Genomic DNA, 22,669 nt, shown 5'->3' with positions numbered 1-22,669 from the left:
GGGTTCGATTATGGTTTACCGTTACCGGCCCATGCGCGTGGTTCCTACGATTACGACTAGCGTTCTCATCGCCAGAGGCTCCTTCTTTGCGTGCAGGGACATTATGAGCCGGGGCAAGGGGCGTCAACAGGCTTTTGCACCAATTTTCTAACTCTGAGGGCGAATTTTGCGACATTTTATTGCGCAGATTGACGCATGCAGGGAATATTCAGGAAAAATACCCCCTTTGACCTCCAAATTCCTGCCTTGAGGGTAGTCAAAAACGGCATCGCGATGTCCGAAACAAGCATGATGAGCAGTTTTGACTGCGGCACGCTGAGATTGACCGAACAAGGAAGGGAGGCGGAGGATGATCCATGATCTTGTTGATCTGGGGCGGTATCCGATCGATTGCCCGGACTCGCGCGCTTATGAACGACTGATCGGTGATCTGCGCCGCGAGTTGGATCAGGATGGCTGCGCCGTTTTGCCCGGTTTTATCCACCCCGAAGGTTTGGCGCAGCTATTGAAAGAGGCGGATGCCGTGGCCGACCGGGCGCACCGCTCTTTCAACCGCGCCAACGCTTATTTCTCAAAGGACGATCCCCGGTTGGACCTGAATCACCCAATACGCAGATTCTATGACCGGTCGAACGCCTTCGTTCCGGCAGACAACTTTCCCAAATCGGGTCCACTGCGCCGAATCTATGAATTCGAGGGCTTTTTGCCGTTCATACGCGATGGGCTGGATGAGCCGGAGGATTGGTTCTTTCGCTATGACGACCCGCTGGCGGATGTGATCGTCAACGTGGTCGAAGAAGGGCAGGGCTTTCCCTGGCATTTCGATACCAACAACTACACCGTGACACTGGCCATCCAGAATGGCGAGACGGGTGGCGCCTTTGAATACGTGCCGAACCTCCGCAGCACCGAGGACGAGAATTTTTCATCCGTGGCTTCGGTGCAGGACGGAAACCGGGCGCTGGTCAGGACGTTGGAGCTGCAGCCCGGGGACCTGCAGGTTTTCAAGGGCAGGTACGCGCTGCACCGAGTCGCGCCGGTCAAAGGGGCGCGCAGCCGATATGTCGGCATCTTTTCCTTTGTCGAAGCCGAAGGCATGTGTGGTGGGGTTGAACGTACCAGGCAGCTGTATGGGCGGGTTCTGCCGCATCATCACCAGCGTGCTGGGTTGCGCAAGGATCAGTTGTTGGATTGACCGGTCGCGGGTTACAATCGAGAGCAGGGGCTACTGTCGGAGGGGCATATGCCGGAATTGCTACAGCTCACGCCATTTGTTCTGTGTTCGTCACTGCAAAAGCAGATTGATTTCTATTGCGATCGATTGGGATTTACTTGCGGTTTCAGGCAGGACAATTATGCCTTCCTGTCGCGTGGCAAGGTCGCCATTCGCTTGCTTGAATGCCCGCCGCGCGATGATGGGCGTGCCTTGGGGGATGATCAGTCCTTTTACATCGATGTGGCCGGGATTGATGATCTGTATGAAACCCTCAAGGCAGGGTTGGCTGATTTACCAGAGGGGCGCGTGCGTCCGCCGTTCAATCAGCCGTATCAACAACGCGAGTTTCACGTCCTGGATGAGGATGGAACACTGGTGTTTTTTGGTGAAGACATTCGGCCAAGGCCTTGAAATCAAAAGCTCCCGCCCGTCGTCGATGCGCCTTTGGCGCACCTCCTCTGGTTGGGCCGGGCAGCGCGTTCCACGCTGCGGGGTCAGAAGCCGGGGCTTGTACCTTGTAGTACGCCATGTTCAAGCGCGTAGCGGGTCAGGCCAGCGGTGGATGAAATCCCAAGTTTGCGTCGGATGTTCTTGCGGTGCGTTTCAACGGTTCGAACCGAGATATCCAATGCTGCGGCGACTTCCTTGTTGGATTTGCCCTGCGCCAATTCCAGCAGAATTGTCTGTTCGCGCCCGGTCAATGCTTCGCGGGCGCTATCGCCTTTGGGCTGAAGCGATCCACTGGCTCCGGTGCACAAGTACTGCTCACCACGCATCACTGCGTCGATAGCCTGTTTGATCTCGTCCGTCGGCACGTCCTTGAGCACGTATCCGCTGGCGCCGTGGCTAAGCGCGGTCGAGATGTATTCAGGGCTGTCATGCATGGACAGGATCAGGATGCGTGTCCGGGGCAGGCGTTCCAGAATGATCTCGGTCGCGCTGAGCCCGTCCAAACCGGGCATGTTCAGGTCCATCAGGATCACGTCGGGCGCAAGATCGGTCGCCTGATCCACAGCCTCTTGTCCGCTGCCCAAGGTCCCGACCACCTCGATCTCATCATAGCTTTCAAGGATCGACTGAATCCCTTCGGCGACCATGGGGTGGTCGTCAACGATAAGAACCCGGATTGTCTGATCGCTCATGTACCAGCCTTTCGGTTAGGCGTTGCGTCCTCTTGCGGCGGCAGCATATGGCTCAGAGGCAGGCTGACCTCGATCACTGTGCCGCTGCGTGGGGCGCGTGATGACAGAATGCGCAGCGATCCGTCAAGCTGTTCGATGCGTTCCTGCATGTTGCGCAGGCCGATACCGGGGTTGGCGGGGTCAGGTGTGGTGCGTAACCCACGGCCATTGTCGGTGATCCGCATTGTCGCGCCTTTCTTGTGGCCGCGCAGGTCAATTGTAACACGTGTCGCCCCGGAATGACGCTCGATATTGGTCAGCGCCTCTTGGGCGATGCGATACAGAGCGATCTTGCTGTCCTGGTCCAGCCGGTTGCGGAACACCACAGTCGAGAATTCGGTCTCGATCCCGGTGCGTTCGCAGAAATCGTCGGTCAGCGCCTTGAGGGCAGGGCCGAGGCCCAGATCGTCCAGCACGCCGGGCCGCAAGTCGCGGCTGATGCGGCGGACCTCGGTAATGGCAGCGCCCAGATTGTCGATGCCCTTTTCCAGAGGTGCCTGCGCCCCGGTTTCGTCACCGCGAGACAGGCGACGTCGGGCATTGTCCAGCGCGTAGCGGACACCGACAAGAATTTGGCTGATCCCGTCGTGAAGCTCGCGCGCCACGCGGCCGCGCTCTTCTTCCTGGGCATCAAAAACCCGCTGTGTCAGTTCCTTGAGTTTGGCATCTGCCAGGCGGCGCTCGCGGACGTTCAGCAGCATGCCCGAGGTGAAGACGACCAACACAGCAGCAAGAACGATTGCGCCAATATACGAGAATGTCCGCTGCACGCGCTCCTCGACTTCGGCCCGTGCGGTGGCGACTGTCGCGACGATGTCGTCGATGAAAACTCCTGTGCCGACAGCCCACCGCCAATCCTGCAGGCCGACCACATAGGCGATCATCTGTGCCTCTTCCCCGGTCGAGGGTTTCTGCCACATGAAACTGTGCCAGCCTGCACCCTGACGGGCGAGGCTGATGAATTCGTCCACAATTGGGGTGCCATCACTGTCGGTTAGACCCACCCAGTTTTGGTTGATGAATTCGGTCTGGCGCGGGCTGACAAGGTTGTTGCCGTCATAGTCATAGACGAAAAAGAAACCGTCCTTGCCGTAGATCATTGCCGAAAGGATCTGTGTTACAAGGTTTTGTGCAACCTGGTCCTCTGGTGATGCACGTCCATAGATATAGGCAAACCCGTTGCGGGCCTGCGTGACATAGTTCTTGAGCTCTTCTTTTTTGGCCTCGATCAGACGTCGTTCAAGTGCCTGAATTTCGCGTTCGGCAGTTGCACGGGATTCCTGCGCCACAAAGAACGCAATCGCGGCCACTGCGACGACCAGAGGGATCGCCGCCACAAGCGACAATTTCTGGCCGTAGGTCAGTGAAATCAGATTACGGAATCCCCTCATAGGCGAATCGATACGCAAGCAGGCGACAAATTGCAAAATTTTTGGTGAATTGGCGCATATGAGAGGGCCGGCGCGCAGAATTATTTTGCATTTGTCACGGTTTGCACCCGGGAAAACATCAAAAACGCGATCCCCTACGTAGTACTAGGTATTCACATTCACATCGTGGTCATTAGGCTGACGCGCACTGAAAACGACTACGCCCGGCAATTGCTCGGGTTTTGAATATGTAGGGGAGGAACACTCATATGGATCGTCGTTCATTTCTAAAAACATCTGCTCTGGGCGGCTCGGCAGCTGCAGCCACCACGCTGGCGGCACCGGCATATGCGCAGGGTAAGCGCACGCTGACCATGGTAACCTCGTGGGGTCGCGGCCTGGCGGGTGTTTTCGACAGCGCACAGCGTTGCGCCGACAGCATCACTGCGATGTCGGACGGCAACCTGACCGTTGACATCAAGGCTGCCGGTGAACTGGTTGGCGCATTCGAAGTCTTTGACGCGGTATCGTCGGGTCAGGCCGACATGTATCACGCGGCGGACTACTACTTTGTTGGCCAGCACCCGGGCTATGCCTTCTTCACCGCTGTTCCGTTCGGCATGACCGCTCAGGAAATGGTGAACTGGTACTATCAGGACGGCGGCATGGAGCTGCATGACGAGCTGGGCCAGATCTTTGGTCTGAAGTCGTTCCTGGCAGGTAACACCGGCGCGCAGGCGGGTGGCTGGTACTCGAAAGAGATCAACGGTCCAGAAGACTTCCAAGGTCTGAAATTCCGTATGCCCGGTCTGGGTGGCCAAGCTCTGGGTAAACTGGGCGCGTCCGTGCAGAACATTCCGGGTTCGGAAGTGTATCAGGCGCTGTCGTCCGGCGCGATCGACGGTACCGAGTGGATCGGTCCGTGGGCTGACGAAAAAGCCGGTTTCCAGGAAATCACCAAGGTTTACTACACCGCCGGTTTCCACGAGCCGAACGCAGGCCTGTCGCTGGCAACCAACCGCGACGTGTTCGACAGCCTGACACCCGCTCAGCAGAAGATCATCGAGATTGCCGCTGCCGAAGCACACCAGTGGAACCTGGCGCAGTTTCTGGCCAATAACGGTGCCGCTCTGCAGCGCCTGCAATCAGGTGGCGTCAAGGTCATGGAATTCCCGGACAGCGTTTGGGATGCGTTTGGTGCGGCCAGCCAGGAAGTGCTGGATGAAAACATGGGCGACGAGCTGTTCAAGAAGATCCACGACAGCGCCATGGCGTCGTCGGCATCGTCGGCTGGTTGGCTGGACCTGTCATCGGGCGTTTACACAACGCAGCGTAACCGCGTTCGCGGCTAAACGTTTTCCAAACGATCAATTGGTTTCCCCGCTTTCGCGGGGAAACCTTTCTCTGTTGCGTATGCGCGGACCCATCAAACCGCTATAATCAGCAGTGCAACTGATACGACCTGGGGACAACATGCAGGACGAAAACGGTATCTCGTTCTTCGGCGCCCTGTGGAACGGACTTGTGTGGTTCGTTCAAAACATTGCCGAAGCCTTCTATAATTTCGGATACGCCATCACGCATCCGCAACTCTGGCTGAACTGGTCGGACAAAGAAGCCATCATGCGCTTTGTCTATTACGGTGGATCGGTCGAGTTCTTCTTTGTGGTTTTCACCCTCTTTCTGGTTCTGACAGCCATCGGGCTGTACTACCGGAATTTCATGTGGGGCATGGTGCGGGGCCTGGAAGGGTTTGCCAACACCACCGGGCGCTTCTTTGCCTGGGCCGGTTTGTTGATGGTCATTCAGCAAATCGTCATCGTGTTCATGCAGCGCGTGTTTACCCGCCCGGACATGTCCTTTGGTCTGGGTATCCCGTTTCAGATGGATATCAGTTGGTTTGCCGAAGAACTGAAACTCTATAACGCGATGGTCGTCTGCCTGTGCTGTACTTACACATTCGTGCAAGGCGGTCACGTGCGTGTTGACCTTATCTATGCCGGGATCAGCCACCGGGCCAAGCGCGTGGTCGACATGCTAGGCGCGTTGCTGTTCATGATGCCGATGGCGGTGCTGACCTGGATGTATGGCTGGTATTTCATGTGGCGGCACCTGATCGTGCCGAAGCCGTCGGCCAGTGACACGCTGGATCGTTTGGTGATGAAATCCCGCGCGCTGCGCTGGAACATTGAAACCATCGGTTTCAGCCCAAATGGGTTCAACGGATACTTCTTGTTCAAGATACTGCTGGTGGCTTTTGCGGCCATGGTGTTCTTGCACGCGATCGCATTCCTGTACCGCTCGTATCTGGAATACGTGGAAGGGCCGGACAGCGTTGGAAAATATCTCGACAAGGACAGCCTTGGCGAGGGTGAAGAAGCCTACGAAGGCGCACATTAGGGACGGAGACCCAGACTATGTTATTCGGACTTGATGGCGTCGAGATAGGCCTCATTATCGTATTCTTCTGCCTCTTCGGGGGCATCCTTTCCGGGTTCCCGGTGGCCTTTGCCATCGGTGGGGCCGGTATCATCTCATTCGGGATCATCGCCGCGCTGGACAGTGCCGGTCTGCTAATACACCAGGCAATTGATACCAGTTCCCAAGCATACCGAGACCTTGTGAATTCGGGCGTCAAACCGGACACGGTGTCGGTGTTCCGCTTCCCGGATTTACCAAGGATCGCCGAGCCGGTCTTTGTGCAAGGCTGGGAAACCGCGCTGGACCGCAATGTCTCGTTCATCGTGAACCGCATGAACGAACGCGTTCTGGCGGGGCAGTCTATTGAGACCCTGCTGGCCGTTCTGATGTTCGTTCTGATGGGCATCACGCTGGAACGCTCGAAGATCGCGAACGATCTGCTGACTACAATGGCGCGTGTCTTTGGGCCGCTGCCGGGTGGTCTGGCCGTGTCGATCGTGGTCGTGGGTGCATTCCTGGCGGCCTCGACCGGTATTGTTGGCGCGACCGTGGTAACCATGGGCCTGCTGGCGCTGCCGACCATGCTGCGCAACAACTACTCGCCTGAACTGGCGACGGGTGTAATTGCGGCATCGGGCACGTTGGGGCAGATCATTCCGCCGTCCATCGTGATCGTTCTGTTGGGCACCTTGGCAGGAGATCTCTATTCAACCGCGCAGGAAACGCGCGCTCAGGACGCAGGCTGTACCGATGCGCTGACCTATCTGGGCGAACCGGCTGTGGTTTCGGTCGGAACGCTGTTCCAGGCCGCCTTGTTGCCGGGGATCATGTTAGCGTTGCTCTATGCGCTTTATGCCTTTGGCTATGCGTTGTTGAACCCTGAGAAAGCCCCGGCAGTTCCAATGTCCGGCGGAAGTGGTGAGCCGATCACGCGCAGTGAAGGCCTGACTTGGTTGCTTGGAGCACCTGTCGCCCTGATCGTTGGCGCAGTCCTGCTGGGCAGCTCGGGGGTCATTGGCAGCCAGAACATCAACGTCTCGGCGTTTTCAGACATCGGTGCGGGCGCGTCGCTGCGCACCAATGTTTCCGAGCAGTGCAAAGTGTCGATGATTGAGCTGCACGGACAATCCGCCTGGGATCAGGCCGTATCCGAGCAGGAAACGATTGACGCCGCAGGTGGTGTCGCCAACGCCGAACGACTGAGCGAAGAGGCCCTGGTCGAGGCGCGCGAGGCCAAGATCGCCGCTGCGGCGCCGATTGGTACTGGTGTTGCGGTGATTGTGGTTCTGCTGGGTCTGACACTGGTCATGGGCCGCGGCATTGCGCCGTCCAAACCGACGCAGCCGTTGATTTTGGGCGCTATCGGTCTGCTGTTGATGTTACTGGTTGATGTTCTGTTGATTGCACCAACAACGTCTTCGGGATTGACCTTCGTCCTTCTGGCTTTGCCCTTTGCCTTGGCAATGTACGGCTGCAAGGAGGCGGCAGCCCGGTGTGCCACGAATGATTTGATCCGGGTGGTCTTCCCGCCATTGGTTCTGATTATCGCGGTGCTAGGATCAATTCTGGGCGGTGTGACCAACCCAACACCAGCGGCAGCACTTGGGGCGGGCGGAGCGATCATGCTGGCAGCCTATCGAAAGCTGCAGGACCAAGAGCGCTCGGGCAAGGTGATCATCTGGGCCACTTTTGCCGTGATCATCGCGCTGCTGATGGGCGTGAACTTTGATCTGCGCATCAATCAGAGCAATGTGAACTTTGAGACCTGGGTCGCCTTCATAATTGCTTACGGTGCCTATCTGTATGCCCTTTTCGGTCTGCTGTTTGGGTGCTGGGTTCTGTTCACCAGTGGGGTTCTGACGCCGGTGGTGCGCGAAACGGCCAAGGTGACCTCGATGGTGTTCACCATCCTGATCGGATCGCAACTGCTGAACCTGGTGGTGATCTCGTTCGGGGGTGAGCACTATATCCAGCAGTTCCTGCGCAGCTTTGACAACGAGTTCACGGTCTTCCTGATCGTGATGCTGGTGCTGTTCATTCTGGGCTTCGTGCTGGATTTCCTCGAGATCATCTACATCGTGATCCCCATCGTGGGACCGGTGATCTATGGTGGCTCGTTCGATCCGAAATGGGTGACGATCATGGTGGCGGTGAACCTTCAGACGTCGTTCCTGACGCCGCCGTTTGGGTTTGCGCTATTCTACTTACGAGGGGTCGCGCCCAAAGAAGTCACGACAGGCCACATCTATCGTGGGATCATTCCGTTCGTGATCATTCAGGTGGTCGGGATTGCGATCCTGTGGTTCTTCCCGTCGATCGTGACCATTGTTCCGGATCTGATCCCGAATTGATGCGACGTTCATAACCAAATTGAAAAGGGGGCCTTTGGGCCCCCTTTGCTTTGGTGTTTGGGGGAAGGGGCACTGCCAAACCGTCGATTGCACTTTTGTATGGCACCGCCTCGCACTTGCCAGCTTGGGCCAAATACCTTGGCGCTCTCGCACATAGCCGAGCGCCAAAACGATAAACGCAATTTCAAGCTATTGGTGTTCAGGGTATTTGGACGGCACGGACGGCTCTTTTGCTCTCATTGGCGATTGCCGCGGCGAAACACTGCTTTGAGCCCAATCCTGCCAGCATTCGACACATTTCGAATTGCTGGTTTGGGCGTTAGGCAATGCGAAACAGACATAAAGGAGCCGTTTACGTATCAGAGCAAAGAGATCGCGTTGATCACCGTTTCGCGGTTTTGAACAGCGCCCGTTTGCAAATACTCCATTGCTCTGAGCGCAGCTTCATGGGCTTGTAGGGATGACCCGCCGACACAATCCTCCACAACGCGGCAGAAATAGTCTGATTGGTGGCCATCAACGAACGTGTAGTGCACACAGACATCGGTCAGCCCTCCGCATAGTATCAGAGTATCTACCTTCAGGCCGCGCAGCAGAATTTGGAAATCGGTTCCAAAAAACGCAGAATAACGCCGCTTTGGAACCAAATAGTCGCCAGTGCGATATCCCATCTCTTGTTTGGCAACCTCTGTCCGTGGATCACCTTCGAGGCAGTGTATGTCCTCATCGCCATCCAGCTCTCGGCCGAAGTCGATCTGGTCGGAACGATGAACTTCCTGAATGAAGATGACGGGCACATTGTTTTGATGTGCGGCGTCAACCAAATCGCGCGCAGCGATCATTCGTGCCTTATAACCCGGCATATTGTCGATTGAGCGGACTGCACTGTTATCAATGAACGTACTCTTCTGAATGTCGATCACGATCAGGGCGGGTCGACCCTCGATCAGTTTCTTTGCATTTTTGTATTTGGTTGTCATCTTCGACCTCAGTTTTATCAGGTCGTCCTGACTAAGCGCCGTTCCTGGCCGGGTCGTCCCGGCGGGCAGATCAATTTTGCCTAAATGTGCCAGGGCGCTTGGTCAAGGGTATGGGCATATTTGCATTGGGATGAATAGCAGACGTTCACACCCAAACCGGCATTATCGGCTTTGTTCGCGCAGCAGGCATTCATTGAATTCTACCGAATGCCCGCTTCGAGCCCAAAGCGGACGACGAAAAGATGGCCAATCGGTAGCGGGTTGCAATTGCGTCTTCCAAACAGCGACTACTCAATTGCCGTGCGAAATGTTGCGGTAAGCCGTTTGTTCAAACCGTGATGAGGTTCGGCTGAAGAACCGTAGTGCAACTCCGCCAAAGCAGCGATGTCATTGAAAATGACTACAGAGCCGCCTTCTTCATTCGCGTAAACCAATAGTTTTTGGCAAAAGGCATCCAAACCAATTGCCGGAAAGTCCGCCATAGCCACGCCACCGGGTGCAGGTCCGCCGAACAGTAAGAGAACTGCATCCGGCAGTTCCACCCCCAGTTGGGACGCTTCGGTCGCAAAATCGATTTCACCGAACCAGACAGTATCGTCCTGCCCCATCACAGCTGTCCTGAGACGTTCGACTGCCTCTGGTACGCTGAGCTGAGATCGCAGTTCGATGATCCCGTAGTCGGCAAACAACCCGTTGGTCGGTGCTGGTGTTGCATCCAAGTCGTTTAGAACTTCGAGCAGCTTGCTCTGAAACGCACTCAACGAAGACGCGTCCGTGAGCCCATGCCGGACTTTGAGAAACTGGGAGTCTGTGTAAGCGATTTGTGGGCTACCATCCTGATCGAAGGAAAGTACGCGAAAAGGAAGGTCCAGACCTGCTCGTACGTTCTCTTCCAGAATTGGCGTGTTTATCTCAGGATCAGAAAAAATGAGCACGCGAGACGCTGGCATTTCTACGCCTTCGGCTTTGGCCAGTCGCGCGTGATCTATCGATGCGATTGCAGTATCTCCCGCTTTGGCAACGACAGTCTCAACCGCTAAGAAGTTTTCGTCCACCGCAGTCTGGATGGATGACGATTGTGCCAGAGCGGATGTCGACACGGATGAAGTCGCAACCATCGAGAGAACGAAGAAAAACCTCAGCATTTTACCACTTCCTGTTTCATCGTACTTTTTTAAGAGAAACCGCCGCCAGAGCTGCAAAAGCTATCTCGGCCGCAAGATAAAATAGAAGTATCCCGTTCGGAACTCCATCGATAAGAATGCTTAGTATGCGTCCAACGGCCAGTCCCGACATAAACAAAAATAGAACCCACAGCGCGGGGCGTTGTAATTCTGGTTTCGAAGCGGCCGCCAACCAGAACAATGCGTTTGCCAGGTAAAGACCCATAATCGCTCGGAACACGTGGGTTTGGTTCGTCCCTTCCACCGGAAATCCCAGCAAAACTGGGATCGAACTGCCGGGCATCAGACCGTATGATAACGCAATTGGCACGAGGCCGACGGCAGCAAGCAGAAGGACTAATCTAGCACTCATGGAGGACTCCTTCTCGTAGAGGTTTTGCTTTTTTGCATAGTTACCAATCGGTTTTTGGGGCATCCGATGATCCGAGCCGGATGCCCACGCCACTGTCAGAAAAGCGTATTGAATGCCTCGCTTCTTCTATTGAGAGATGCCGCCTTCGGTTGATGTCTGTTCTTCAACATGGTCTTGATTGGCGACCGGCTTCCCGCGCGGAGGGAACTCCTCGAAGGTAGCGAGATGTGCCTGCACTAGTCTTGCGGCTGGGCCGAATGCCCACATTTTCTCACCCATCCAGCGGACGTACATCCCGCTCTCCTCCGCAGCTTTCTCGTAAGGATCGCGGCGAAGGTTGAACAGCAAGGGGGCAACCAACTCTTCTTTCGGACCTGACCAGCCGTGGTTTTGAACGACAAAATGCGCCTTCCAATCGTTGTAACGCACTGCTTGGAGATCCGTACCCTGATAGTAAATCAGCTCGCGGCGGCTACTCTCTTCATCCTCACCGGTCAGGTAAGATAGCTGGTTGTAGCCATCGAGGTGTACTTTGTACCCTTCATAACCCTCTAGGAGCTTTTCTCTTAAGTCTTTGGGGCCTCCCGCCGCGGCGACAAAGGTTGGCATCCAGTCCATTCCGCTGAAGATACCGTTCAAGACTTGTCCTTCAGGAATTTTGCCCGGCCAGCGAATAATCGCAGGAACTCTAAAGCCACCTTCCCAGGTAGTACCCTTTTCCCCATGAAACGGTGTCGTACCACCATCGGGCCACGTCAGTGTTTCCGGGCCGTTATCGGCGGTGAACATCACTATGGTATTATCGGCGACTCCCAGATCCTCAAGGTGGCTGAGAACGTTACCAATGTTGTTGTCCAACTCCTTCATGACCACATCCTGAAGTCCACGTCCACTGCCTAACATAGCTTCGTACTCGGGGCTAAGGTGGGTCCAGACGTGTGCACGGGCAGGAGCCATCCATACAAAAAACGGAGTGTCCGACTCTACTGCACGAGAAATGAAGTCCTTCGTGTAAGATGTCACTTCGTCATCCAAAGTCTTTTGGCGCTCTGGAGGCGCAGGCCCGTCATCAATGATGCGCTGCTTTCCGACTTTTCCAAATCGCGGGTCGACCGTTTCGTCTTCTTCTTCTGTTGCAAAAGAATGAATGATGTTGCGAGGCGCAAATTGCGCATTGAATTCTGGGTCGTCTGGCCAATCCGGATCAGACGTATATTCCATAGCATTCAGGTGATAGAGCCAACCCCAATACTCGTCGAAACCTTTTGTAGTCGGTAAGAACTCGTTGAGATCGCCCAAGTGGTTTTTACCGAACTGGCCCGTCGTGTACCCCAACTTTTTCAAGATCATCGGAAGCGTCGGATCATCTGGATTTAACCCTATCGGATCCCCCGGCAGCCCTACCGTGTGCATACCAGTCCGAATAGGCAACTGTCCGGTCATAAACGCTGATCGACCGGCAGTACAACTTGGCTCCGCATAATAATCTGTGAGACGAGCACCCTCAGACGAGAGGCGATCCAAGTTCGGCGTCTCAATACTTTTGACACCTCCGTGGTAAACGCCGACGCTCGCCCAACCCACGTCATCTGCCATGATGACAAGAATGTTGGGCGGAGTATGCTCGTCGGCCCAAGCTCCAGTGAAAGCAAAGCAGACCGCACCCGCTACTGAGACAAGCTTGTTCATTAAGACCTCCCGATACGCTGTTTCTCACCAATGATAGGAAAAACATCGGCTTGGAGGAACAGTGTAATTTGTTAACCTTTTAGGCTCAGCACCTCAGGGTAAGACATTTCTTCGGCAGCAAAGTCCGCAAACGTGCACTCGTCGCGATTTAGCAAACAACGGGATCGAGCCCAATACAGACCTTCCTACCGTGTCAACCTTGGCGCCTGGCAAAAGAGCCAAAATTGTGAGTTAAGCCAAGCTATCAGTAGTAAACTCCCGGAAAACCCGTAATAAAAATAAGTATCTAGCTGCTTTGGGCGCTTCCTGTTTTCGTAAAAATACGTCAGATCCCCTATCTATGCCGCTGTCTCCAGCGGGCATCCCCCATCCGGAGGTTTTGGTGTATAGCTTTTTTGTACTGTGCGGACAGGGTGTTTCGAAGCTGGTACCGCGGATTTAGCTTGGTCGAGTGTAACTATACTTTCGGATACCCAACCTATTCCGATGAACGCCTAGTGCATCCTGTCATTCTGTAGTTATTTCGCCCCGCACAGTCCCATAATTGTGCTGCCACCTCCGACTACCCATCCCCCTGTCGGAGGGTTGTTTGCCAGCTTCGCAATGCAAGTGTGTGAGTGAGTCCGCATTGCGAAGCTGGCCTTTTTTAGCCTCAACAATAAAAGGCCCCGCACAATGGCGAGGCCGTAACTCGTTACCCCCTCACAAATCACTATTGGATTGGGTTAAGCTCAGTACGGCAAGGACCGCCGCTTGGATTAAAAGTTCCCCGCGTCACCCTAATCTGGGATGATTGGCAACGCGGGGATAGTCTGGTCATGGGACAGCCCAGTCTATTTGTCTGTTCGGGCCTTTACGCCCGCGCAGGAACACAGCTGACGTAAAGATATTCCGCAAAACGGCTTGTGATTTTACGCCAAAATTCACAACACCGTTCAGAGAGTTAGTAAAAACAAAAAAGCTCCGATCATGAGACGAGGTTTTGCGGCTTGAATTGACGATCGTGTCAGAGGCAGCTTTGTCCGCAATGCGGTCATTGGCACTAAGCGCAGCGAATGTCTGCTTTCACCCTTTCCTCGCCCTCACGCTCAACAGGGGACAACAACGGGTTCGTCCTCAGCGCCCCGACCCAACAATGCTCCGCTCCTGAGATGCATCTCAGCTTGCAACCCATGTTGCGCTCGCTCGTCTGGCATCAGCGTGATCTTTTCGATGAGCATCGCCAGATATCCATGCGCTTCCTCGACATACGCCTTGTCAGAGAGCAGATGCTCAATGTTGTTGAGCGCGCGCTCATAGATCGCGCGCGCATCTTCAACCTCAGCCTGGCTGCGCGCGATCTGTGCCTCAAGTGGCGTGATGCGAGTCGTTAAATCGCTGATTTCTTGCTCCAGAGAGTCCGCCTTGGCCTTGAACGTGGCATAGGGCGCGCCTTCAGCGACAGCCGCGAGGATATTGTCACGCCCTGCGGTTGCTCTGTCGCGCGCCGTTTCAAATCGTCTGAGGTCAGCCTCCAGCTGACCGTCTGCCAGTTTGCCGCGTTCGTCCTCCAGAGCCTGCTCAAAGCGTTTTAGCAGGTCGTCTGACCGAAAGGCCGCCCGCAGCGCCCCAAACACACGCGACTCAATGCGCCTGCGCGAGATCGGACGCTTGTTGTTACATGCGGCACGCCTTGCTTCTCTGCAGCGGTAGCTCGTTTTGTTGATGGTGACATACGGTGCTCCGCAGCACCCGCACTTTAACACGCCAGACAGAAGAAAAACGGTGCGCCGTGCCGCACGGGCCGCTTTGGGCGTGTCCGCGGCACGCCGTGCCAACTCGGTCTGCACGGCGTCCCAAAGAACCTGATCTATGATGCGCAATTCAGGGATTTCCTGCTCCACATAGTCTTCCGGTGTGGGCTTGAGTTTCCGCTGACCGGTCTCGGGGTGATACGTGTGCGTAAACTGACAAATGCTGGCGATTCCGATGTAAAGCTGATTGCGCAGAATGCCTTCGCGTCGAGACGGGTTGCCACGGATCGTGGAGCCATCCCAAGAGCCACCATTAGGCGCCGGGATACGGTCTTTGTTGAGGCCTTCTGCAAACGACTGCGCCGAGCGACCGGTTGCAAACTCTTCAAAGATACGGCGCACAATTCGCGCCTGATCGGGATCGATCTCCCGGTTGGTACCGGTTTCTGCCTCACGCTTTCTGTAGCCGAAGGCACGGGTGTGCAAGCGCTGCCGCGTGACCGCGCCCTGCATGCCCCGGCGGGTATGATCCGAGATCTTCTGGCTGAACATCTGCGCGCCAAAGCCCGCAAAGAGCACCTTCATGAAGTCCTGCTCTCCTTCCTGGATCGAGTGCAGCTTGATATCCTGGAACATGAAGAAGTCGTAGGTGCTCAACGCATCTTTTACTTTGCGAGTGAGACGATCGATGGCTTCCACCACAACCACATCAAAAGCCTGAGCCGCCGCTGCCGCCTTCATCGCCTGGAAGCCCGGACGACGCATGTCTTTGCCTGACTTCTCTCGGTCCTCAAAGACATTAACAATCGTCCAGCCCTGACGCGCGCAGAAGCGTTCCGCCATGGCAACTTGATCTTCGATCGAGGTGGCTTTCTGCAAGTCTGAGCTATAGCGAGCATAAACGACGGCGCGGAGAGTCATGGCGTTTCCTTGATGGGGTGGTTCAAATTGGCGGTGGGTTGCGACGCGACGGCTTGCACTTCGGCGCGCGCCATCAGCTTGAGCAGACCGCGCAGGGCAATCTGTGTTTGGTTGTTTGCGCCTTGTGGCGCGTTGGCGGCCTGGGCGGTGAACTGAAGGGGTGAACGGTCCATGTCGGGGTCCCTGTGTTGGTGTCTGCCGTGAGTGGCAGTCGGAACTTGGGACCGATGGAAATTTTGCAAAAAACAGTTTGGATGGCTTGACCCGAAAGCGCCTTTGCGCTTCCGGATCGTTGCAGGTCAGGTCATATCCTGGCCGCGCAGCGTCAGCGCTATTTGCTCGGATCGACGCAGTCGGCCAAGTGTTTGCAGGGTTGTGAGCAACGACTTCAGGGGTTGGATCTTGCTCTCCAGATCCCGCGCCTTCGGCTCCAACTCTTCGATATGGTAGCCGCCGCGCACGTGGTTCTCATCCGAGATGAACTCGGTGCGCCGTCCAGTGTCGACAACTTCGATCAGCGGCAGCAGCACGCACTCCAGCGCATCGAGGTCTCGCGCAGAGAAAATCTTCTCCTGCGCAATCCGCACCGCAAGACGGCGTGCGGCATTGGCACTTTGTATGTCGGTCCAGCAATCCGCCAACTGGTCCAGCGCGTCGTGCGCGCTGGGAGCGAGGCTGAGAGCCTGGAAGATCGCAGATTGGATCGGGTCGTAATCGATGTTGAGCTTAGACATTGATCGTCTCCCATGTGGTTTTATGGAACTTGGACCGTCGCTCTACAGTGACAGGCCGGCGGCTACCGGCCTTACGCCGCTGTCGGCCCAGATAATCGCGCCGGATATCGCGTTCGGCGTGAATGCGGGCCCGCACCTTGTGCATTCGGGCGATTGCAGGACCGGTGAGGCGTCCGAGCACCGGCGTCCCTTTCTTTGAGTGCAGCTCGACCCTGGGTGATCGAGTGACACGAGAATCCGCCGCGAAGCATCGAAGCGCGTTGGAAGGTGAAGTGCGGCTGTAGCGCGGTCTTTCTCGGAGCGCACATCTACGCAGTAGGCGGCCTTGCGGGAACGCGGATTGGATGTGCCGTAGGCGAGAGACGCAAAGCGGCCAACATCGGTCTCTTCCACATCGAGTACCAGCGCCGGACGGACCTTCGGAAGGTTCGGGCCGTCTGTCTCATGGGGGAAGCGGAAAGCAACAACGTCGCCGGTATGTAGCGCATCCTGCCAGGTGGCCGGAAGCGCGGTGTTGGTTGGTGGTGCATCGGTCATTGAAGTCTCCAATTGGAACAATCATCACGTCTTGTTCTGATCCGGGGCTGGTCCCCGGCCTCAGATGCGCGACACAACGTCTGCGCAGCTGAGACCGGGCGTCCTGCACCTGGTGCACACACCGCTTCGCAGCCTCACGGAGGCCAGCGCTGGAAGGGGCTTGGGGAAGGTCGGCGAAGGATCTTCCTCAAGAGCACGGGGTCTCGGGGCGGTATGCGGAATACCCCTTGAGCCTGCCGGGAGGCGCCCATGGAGTGCAGAGGAGCGTGGCAAACGTTCCTTTGCCGCCCACCGCGCAGGGGACCTGCGGTAGCGCGGGGTTCGGGGCAGCGCCCCGACGAACGACAGCCAGAGCGGTTTCCAAGGGAAACTGCGCGGTCTGATTAGTGAGTAACTCTCCCGGCACGGCCAGGCCGCGCCTTGGTCAAGACGGCGCGTCAAACCTGCGATGCACAAGTTTGCGACAGCGGACCCACTTCCCGTCCTCAAGACGAGAGGACGACGTGATGGACGAAGTGATCAAGGAGGCCACCAAGCGACATCCTGTGGTGTTGCGCATGGAAGGTCTGTTTCCAGCGGATCTGGGTGGATATGAGCGGCATCGCACGCGAAAAGGTGGCGATCTCGGTCACGTGGATGAAACTCGATCGAGCCTCAACCGGCGCCTGATCGGCGGCGAAGACTGGGCGCAGCGTGCTCTCAAAGAGATCGAAGAAATACGCGTGGAGAACTTTGCTAAAGAGCTTGAGGGGCTCAAGAAACGGCGGCGCAAGGCGGAGCTGGCCAAACGGATTGTGGAAGGCCCGAAGGATCCTTGGCGAGCAACGCGTCATGGTCCTCTGCGTGAGGTGATCATCACGGCGCACAAGGACTGGTTTGCAGCGTTTGATCACGACAACATCGATGACCTGTTTGGCGAGAGCCGCGAAGAACGCTTTGAGCAGATAGCTGTGGCATGGCTCAGGGACAGCTTTGGTGAGGATGTGATCCACGCCCGCGCTGATCTTGATGAGACCACCTATCATATCCAGGCGGTTGTGTTGCCACGCTCACAAACCAAAGACGGGCGCAGGATGCTGCAGCCATCAGTGCACGCTCTGATCAAGGACTATGAGAAGGCGCAAGACAGCGTTGGAGATTGGTTTGCAGAGCTTGGATTGAAGCGCGGAGAGCGGCGCAAGCAGGCATTGCGAGACGCGGTGCATCAGCATCGCAAAGATCTGACATCAAGCGCCAATGAGAACGAGGGACTCGCGAGCCTTCCGGCGTATGTGGAACACGTCAGCCCGCGCAAATGGCGGGAAGAGAAAGAGCGGCAACTGGCAGAGCGTGAAGCCCACGTAGGCAACCGCGAGAAACAAGCCGCGACCGTGACACAGACCGCAAAGGCCGTCGCGGAGGGCGACCCCAAAACGCTGGCGGAGATGACGCAGCCTGATGGCAAATCCATCGCCGCGCGCTTGTTTGGAAGAGCATTTTTTGCATTGCGCATAAAAGCCCGCGAGGAGGCAAGACAGGAAGCCCAAGCTGAGGTGCAGACGCATTTTGAGGAGATCAAAGCGGCCGATGACGCAATTGTCGCAGCGACGGCCTCCCTTCCGGACCGCGCAAAGAAAGAGATCATCAAGGTGCGTCGGTCATTGGTGGGGCGCATCACGACACTCAAGCGCGCGATCAATAAATGGCACCAACCAGGGCAAAAAAAGGATCCCGAGGTTTAAGGGTGTCAAACTCCCCTCAAACTTTTTTCTCGCTAAAGACCAATGAACATACCTGATGAGTGTCGGTGGCGGCGATAAGCCCCCACCGGCAATAACCGGGAGCAAGTGCTCCCAAAAAATTACGGTAAACAAGAGGGATTTCTCATGAACCTACCGACAAACCTCTCCTCGGCGCAGTTGCGCGCGCTCGGGATCATTGCAGACATCGGCAAAGCGCAAGCCGAGGACACAGCAAAAATCATGGAGGCCTTTGCGGATACGCTGCCTGCATTCCTTGAAGCCGCGACTGAAGACGATGCCTTCGGGCGCAAAGTCTTCGTGCTCTTTGAAGCCGTCGCCAAAATCGGCGCAGCCAAAAAGATACAGCGCCATCCGCTGCGTCCAGCGGGCATCGACCCAGAGGTCGAGACACTGCGGGAGGCGAAGAAGAGCAAGCCGAAGGTGATGGCAACAACAGATCCGGAACCAAAGGGTTAAGCGGCTAACGGCAAGCGCGACGAACAGAAGAAGGGCGCCGATCAAACCGTGCCCTTCTTCGCTGTGTTGTTTTTTGCCGCTTAGGCTAATCAGGGTGCTCGCAGTGGCTAAAGCGGACTTTCACGTCGCCTTCCTCCAAGGTTGGCAATGCGGACAAAACCGCCACTCGCCGCATTGCGGCATTTATGGGCGAGGTAGCTGGTGCAGCCAAGATTGCACTTTGAAAAAGCAAACTGTCGCGGTAGCTTCCTGATTTAGCGTGACCAAATTTCTAATATTCTTCAATGGAGAACAATTCATGCGTAGCCTTATTCTTGCTTTGGTCTTTGCATCCACCGCCGTCGCCGAGCAAGACGAGCCAACGCGCACCCTCATTACCAATGTAAATGTGTTTGATGGCGTGAGTGACAGACTCATTGAAGGCGCCAGCGTGATGATCGAGGACAATCTCATCTCTGCAGTGTCTATCGATCCGATTGACGCCGAGGGTGCCATGGTCATTGACGGCGGTGGGCGCACAATGACACCCGGTTTTATTGACGCCCACGTCCATCTCACTCTGCAGGTCAACTACGCTGAACTGGCCGCACTTGATGAGTACTACTTTGCGTTCACGCAAGCGGACCAGGCGGAGAAAATGCTGCTGCGTGGCTTTACAACGGCGAGAGACGCAGGCGGCAATGTGTACTCACTAATGCGCGCAATCAACGAAGGGCTGGTGAATGGTCCACGGCTCTATGTGTCCGGCGGAACCATCGGGCAGTCAGGGGGACACGGCGACTATCGTCTTCCTAATGATCCTCCTAGATTGATCGCCACGCAAGCGCCGTGGGCCGTCCGCCAGGGACACTCAGCCGTGATTGATGGGCCGGAACAGGCCTTGTCGGCGGCACGGGAGCAGTTGCGCAAAGGGTCGACGCAACTCAAACTGTTTACCGGTGGCGGGGTCGCGTCCCCGACCGACCCGCTTGATGTGGTTGAGATGACGCCAGAAGAAGTCCGCGCTGTCGTTCAGGCCGCAGAGAACTGGAACACTTATGTGATGTCGCATGTCTACAACACGCGCGGCATACGGCTTGCCGTCGAAAACGGGGTTAAGTCGATTGAGCACGCCAACTTCATTGATGAAGAAACTCTCGACATCGTCATCGAAAATGACGCTTGGCTCAGTGTGCAAGCGCTGGTCTTTGTTAATACTCCCGCAGGCATGAGCCCTGAGGTGCAAGACCGTTTCAAACAGGCACTGGCTGGTTTGGACAGCATGTTCAGCCTTGCAAAAGAAAAAGGGTTCAAGAAGCTTGCCTTCGGCACAGACGTGATCGGTGACCCGGCCTTGCTTGCGCGCCAGAACGAAGAGTTCTCACTGCGCACCCGCTGGTTCGAGCCCGCCGAAATTCTACGCCAAGCAACGTCTGGAAATGCAGAATTGTTGGCACTGTCTGGCCCAAGGAACCCCTACCCTGAAAAACTGGGCGTCATCGAAGAGGGCGCATACGCAGATCTCATTCTGATCGACGGCAACCCGCTTGAAGACATCGATGTATTGGTGGACTACGACGAAAACTTCGACCTGATTATGAAGGACGGCGTTATCTATAAGAATACGCTGAACTGATTTCGTTAAGCTAGCAGATGCGTCTTTGCGGCTTCCTGCTTTTGGTTGTTTGGACAAGCAGCCGCTTTTCATCTCGAAGGCAACTTAGTCCGGAACAGGCGTTGGTTGAAGCTTCCTGTGTGTAGTTTTTGGATTGGACGGTCCTGTATGTTGCATTGCAGTACGCAATCTCCGTTTCGACGGCTGCTTCGGGCTCGAACCAGACCTTCGATGCGGCTGACGCAAATGGCCGCCTTGGGTCGATTTTGATGTTCGCGCTCAGGCAATGCCCCAGTGATCACAGTCAGGGATGATAAATTCTCAACCACAACTGAAAGTGCAACTAACGAATGGGCTAAGGGCGCTGCCCCTTCTTGGTATGCGACCAATTCAACCCCGGGATATTTTTTGCCAGATGAAGTGCAGATCAGGTGAACTGGATCAGATCCCAGCGATTGCCGAACGGGTCGCGCCAGACGGCGACGATGCCATAGGGCTCATTGCGTGGGTCTTCCTCGAAATGGACGCCTGCAGTGATCATTGCGTTGTGGTCACGTTGGAAATCATCGGTTTGAAGGAAAAAGCCGACGCGCCCGCCGGTTTGGTTTCCAACGGCAGCGGTCTGGCTTGGGCTATCTGCCTTGGCCAGCAGCAGGGATGCGTCGCCCGAACCCGGCGGGGCAACCCGGACCCAGCGTTTGCCACCGCCGAGATCAATATCCTGCTGCAGGGTGAAACTGAGTGTTTGGGTATAGAAGGCGATCGCGTCATCGTAGTCCGGCACCACGAGGGTGACGGCGAAAAGACTTTGGGGCATGGGATATCAGCCTTTGGTAGGGTGGCGGTCGGGCAGTTGGATGCTGGCAACCTGTTCCGCGATTGGCGCGGTGGACAAAGGGTGGCGGCTGGAATCCGTCAGTTCAGATGGGTTGTTTACGCTGATCCATTCGCCCTGGTAATAGGCCTCAAGCCCTGAGAAGCGCGCTTTGTAACCCATCTTGGGGCTGCCCGGCACCCAGTATCCGAGGTAGACATATGGCAACCCGGCTTCGCGCGCGATGTCGATGTGATCGAGGATCATATACGTGCCCAGCGAGTTTTGCGGTTGCTGGGGGGTGTAGAACGAGTAGACCATGCTGAGGCCGTCATCCAGAACATCCGTCAGGCTGACGCCGATCAGATCTCCGGTACTTGGGTCGCCATATTCTACGACCCGGCTGCGGATCGGAGTTTCTTCGATCATCGCGGCGAATTCGAAAACGTCCATATCGGCCATTCCACCATCCGCGTGGCGGGTATCCAAGTAGCGGCGGAAGAGTTCGTATTGCTCGTCCGTGGCCCAGGGTGAGTTCGCCCTGCGTTGCAGGTACGCGTTGCGTTTTGCCGCGCGTTTCTGACTTTTGCTTGGGCGGAAGGCCGTCACGTCGATCCGGGCCGACAGACAGGCCGCGCAATCGGAGCAGGACGGGCGGTACAACACGTTTTGCGATCGGCGAAACCCTTGTTGGGACAAAGAGTTATTCAGCTGATCCGCACCCTCCCCTTGAAGGGCAGTGAACAATTTACGCTCCATCCTGCCCTCAAGGTAAGGGCAAGGCTGTGGGGCCGTCACATAAAATTGTGGCGCGATTGGCAGCGTGTGTCGCATGAACGTTTCGTGTTTCCTTGGACCGGATGATAACAACCGATCCTAAAACCGCCAAGTGATTCACGTCGTTGAATTTTTTACGCGCGCTGGTTGATCATGACAGTTCCAAGGAACGCATCGGTAAGTCCCTGGCCACGTGCGCTGGTCAGCATCATGATGACTGAGATGATCTGTATGACCGGAAAGGCCATGCTGACAAAATACCCGGCCGTGTGGGCCACCGCTTTGCCCAAATCCATCCGGGATCCAAATGAATCGCGCAGTTCGATCCCCATAAAGCGCATGCCTAGTGTGGCCGAGCCATTGGCGATGGTAATCACGCGGTAGACGAAACTGACGACGGCGTAGATCAAGGCCAGGACGAAGAAGCCCAGACCAAAGGTCAGCAGGATGGCCACCGTACACAACAGCGAGATAAAGGCGATGTCGAAAAGCCAGGCGATAAAACGCTTGGTCGCGACAGACTGGTAAAACTCCGGCTGTCGGTCTGGGTCGGGCAGGTGGGTCATATTTTGATTTCCGGCTGAGAATTTAAGACACCCTGTCCCGAATGTCGGGAC

General features: G+C 56.1%; 21 protein-coding genes. 8 read left to right on the top strand and 13 right to left on the bottom strand.

From position 1 onward, the window contains the following. The first annotated feature begins 349 nt into the window (after positions 1-349). Positions 350-1,195, top strand: a complete 846-nt coding sequence (locus DK510_RS06230) for a hypothetical protein (protein ID WP_109311373.1) — start codon at positions 350-352, stop codon at positions 1,193-1,195. Positions 1,196-1,243: 48 nt separating this feature from the next. Beyond that, positions 1,244-1,627, top strand: a complete 384-nt coding sequence (locus DK510_RS06225) for a VOC family protein (RefSeq protein ID WP_109311372.1) — start codon at positions 1,244-1,246, stop codon at positions 1,625-1,627. Between the two features lie 83 nt (positions 1,628-1,710). On the opposite strand, the gene DK510_RS06220 is transcribed toward DK510_RS06225, so the two are convergent. Continuing rightward, a complete protein-coding gene (locus tag DK510_RS06220; protein ID WP_109311371.1) occupies positions 1,711-2,358 on the bottom strand; it encodes a response regulator transcription factor in 648 nt (215 codons plus the stop codon). Further along, on the bottom strand, positions 2,355-3,788 hold the full coding sequence (locus DK510_RS06215) for a cache domain-containing protein (RefSeq protein ID WP_109311370.1): 1,434 nt from the start codon (positions 3,786-3,788) through the stop codon (positions 2,355-2,357). Before DK510_RS06215 ends, DK510_RS06220 begins: the two co-directional genes overlap by 4 nt. A 248-nt stretch (positions 3,789-4,036) precedes the next feature. Here DK510_RS06215 and DK510_RS06210 point away from each other — a divergent pair, with 248 nt between their 5' ends. From DK510_RS06210 to DK510_RS06200, 3 genes are all read left to right on the top strand, one after another. Then, positions 4,037-5,119: a TRAP transporter substrate-binding protein gene (locus DK510_RS06210; protein WP_109311369.1), complete on the top strand. Its 1,083-nt coding sequence runs from the start codon at positions 4,037-4,039 to the stop codon at positions 5,117-5,119. 121 nt (positions 5,120-5,240) lie between these two features. Further along, on the top strand, positions 5,241-6,167 hold the full coding sequence (locus DK510_RS06205) for a TRAP transporter small permease subunit (RefSeq protein ID WP_109311368.1): 927 nt from the start codon (positions 5,241-5,243) through the stop codon (positions 6,165-6,167). 17 nt (positions 6,168-6,184) lie between these two features. Next, the gene (locus DK510_RS06200; protein WP_109311367.1) at positions 6,185-8,539 is read left to right on the top strand and encodes a TRAP transporter large permease subunit; all 2,355 of its coding nucleotides are present in this window, start codon (positions 6,185-6,187) and stop codon (positions 8,537-8,539) included. Between the two features lie 359 nt (positions 8,540-8,898). On the opposite strand, the gene DK510_RS06195 is transcribed toward DK510_RS06200, so the two are convergent. The 8 genes from DK510_RS06195 to DK510_RS06165 form a co-directional block, all read right to left on the bottom strand. Further along, complete coding sequence (locus DK510_RS06195; RefSeq protein ID WP_109311366.1) at positions 8,899-9,519, bottom strand: cysteine hydrolase family protein; 621 nt, start codon at positions 9,517-9,519, stop codon at positions 8,899-8,901. Between the two features lie 287 nt (positions 9,520-9,806). After that, a complete protein-coding gene (locus DK510_RS06190) occupies positions 9,807-10,664 on the bottom strand; it encodes a DUF302 domain-containing protein (protein ID WP_109311365.1) in 858 nt (285 codons plus the stop codon). Between the two features lie 16 nt (positions 10,665-10,680). Then, a complete protein-coding gene (locus tag DK510_RS06185; RefSeq protein ID WP_234998955.1) occupies positions 10,681-11,118 on the bottom strand; it encodes a DUF4345 domain-containing protein in 438 nt (145 codons plus the stop codon). Between the two features lie 63 nt (positions 11,119-11,181). Next, positions 11,182-12,744, bottom strand: coding sequence for an arylsulfatase (locus DK510_RS06180; protein ID WP_109311364.1), 1,563 nt, complete (start codon positions 12,742-12,744; stop codon positions 11,182-11,184). 1,088 nt (positions 12,745-13,832) lie between these two features. Beyond that, positions 13,833-15,398 carry a recombinase family protein gene (locus DK510_RS06175; protein ID WP_109311363.1) on the bottom strand — a complete coding sequence of 522 codons (1,566 nt, stop codon included), beginning with the start codon at positions 15,396-15,398 and terminating at the stop codon, positions 13,833-13,835. Beyond that, on the bottom strand, positions 15,395-15,571 hold the full coding sequence (locus DK510_RS22760) for a hypothetical protein (RefSeq protein ID WP_160116468.1): 177 nt from the start codon (positions 15,569-15,571) through the stop codon (positions 15,395-15,397). Before DK510_RS22760 ends, DK510_RS06175 begins: the two co-directional genes overlap by 4 nt. Before the next feature lie 126 nt (positions 15,572-15,697). Next, complete coding sequence (locus DK510_RS06170; protein ID WP_109311362.1) at positions 15,698-16,132, bottom strand: hypothetical protein; 435 nt, start codon at positions 16,130-16,132, stop codon at positions 15,698-15,700. Positions 16,133-16,174: 42 nt separating this feature from the next. Next, on the bottom strand, positions 16,175-16,669 hold the full coding sequence (locus tag DK510_RS06165) for a hypothetical protein (RefSeq protein ID WP_109311361.1): 495 nt from the start codon (positions 16,667-16,669) through the stop codon (positions 16,175-16,177). Positions 16,670-17,175: 506 nt separating this feature from the next. Here DK510_RS06165 and DK510_RS06160 point away from each other — a divergent pair. The 3 genes from DK510_RS06160 (at position 17,176) to DK510_RS06150 (ending at position 20,482) form a co-directional block, all read left to right on the top strand. Then, positions 17,176-18,390: a plasmid recombination protein gene (locus DK510_RS06160; RefSeq protein ID WP_109311360.1), complete on the top strand. Its 1,215-nt coding sequence runs from the start codon at positions 17,176-17,178 to the stop codon at positions 18,388-18,390. A gap of 144 nt (positions 18,391-18,534) precedes the next feature. After that, on the top strand, positions 18,535-18,867 hold the full coding sequence (locus DK510_RS06155) for a hypothetical protein (protein ID WP_109311359.1): 333 nt from the start codon (positions 18,535-18,537) through the stop codon (positions 18,865-18,867). A gap of 298 nt (positions 18,868-19,165) precedes the next feature. Next, positions 19,166-20,482 (top strand): amidohydrolase family protein, encoded by a 1,317-nt coding sequence (locus DK510_RS06150; protein WP_109311358.1) that lies wholly within the window; start codon positions 19,166-19,168, stop codon positions 20,480-20,482. Positions 20,483-20,888: 406 nt separating this feature from the next. Here DK510_RS06150 and DK510_RS06145 read toward each other — a convergent pair whose 3' ends face one another. From DK510_RS06145 to DK510_RS06135, 3 genes are all read right to left on the bottom strand, one after another. Then, positions 20,889-21,278 carry a VOC family protein gene (locus DK510_RS06145; RefSeq protein WP_109311357.1) on the bottom strand — a complete coding sequence of 130 codons (390 nt, stop codon included), beginning with the start codon at positions 21,276-21,278 and terminating at the stop codon, positions 20,889-20,891. Between the two features lie 6 nt (positions 21,279-21,284). Then, positions 21,285-22,109: an arginyltransferase gene (locus DK510_RS06140; protein ID WP_109311356.1), complete on the bottom strand. Its 825-nt coding sequence runs from the start codon at positions 22,107-22,109 to the stop codon at positions 21,285-21,287. A 77-nt stretch (positions 22,110-22,186) separates the two neighbouring features. Next, positions 22,187-22,618, bottom strand: coding sequence for an RDD family protein (locus tag DK510_RS06135; protein ID WP_058274521.1), 432 nt, complete (start codon positions 22,616-22,618; stop codon positions 22,187-22,189). Between the last annotated feature and the right edge of the window lie 51 nt (positions 22,619-22,669).

Source organism: Ruegeria sp. AU67 (assembly GCF_900312795.1).
GTDB classification, from domain to species: Bacteria; Pseudomonadota; Alphaproteobacteria; order Rhodobacterales; family Rhodobacteraceae; genus Ruegeria; species Ruegeria atlantica.
Note: the sequence above shows the minus strand (reverse complement) of the source record. Positions and strands in the feature narration are given on the sequence as shown.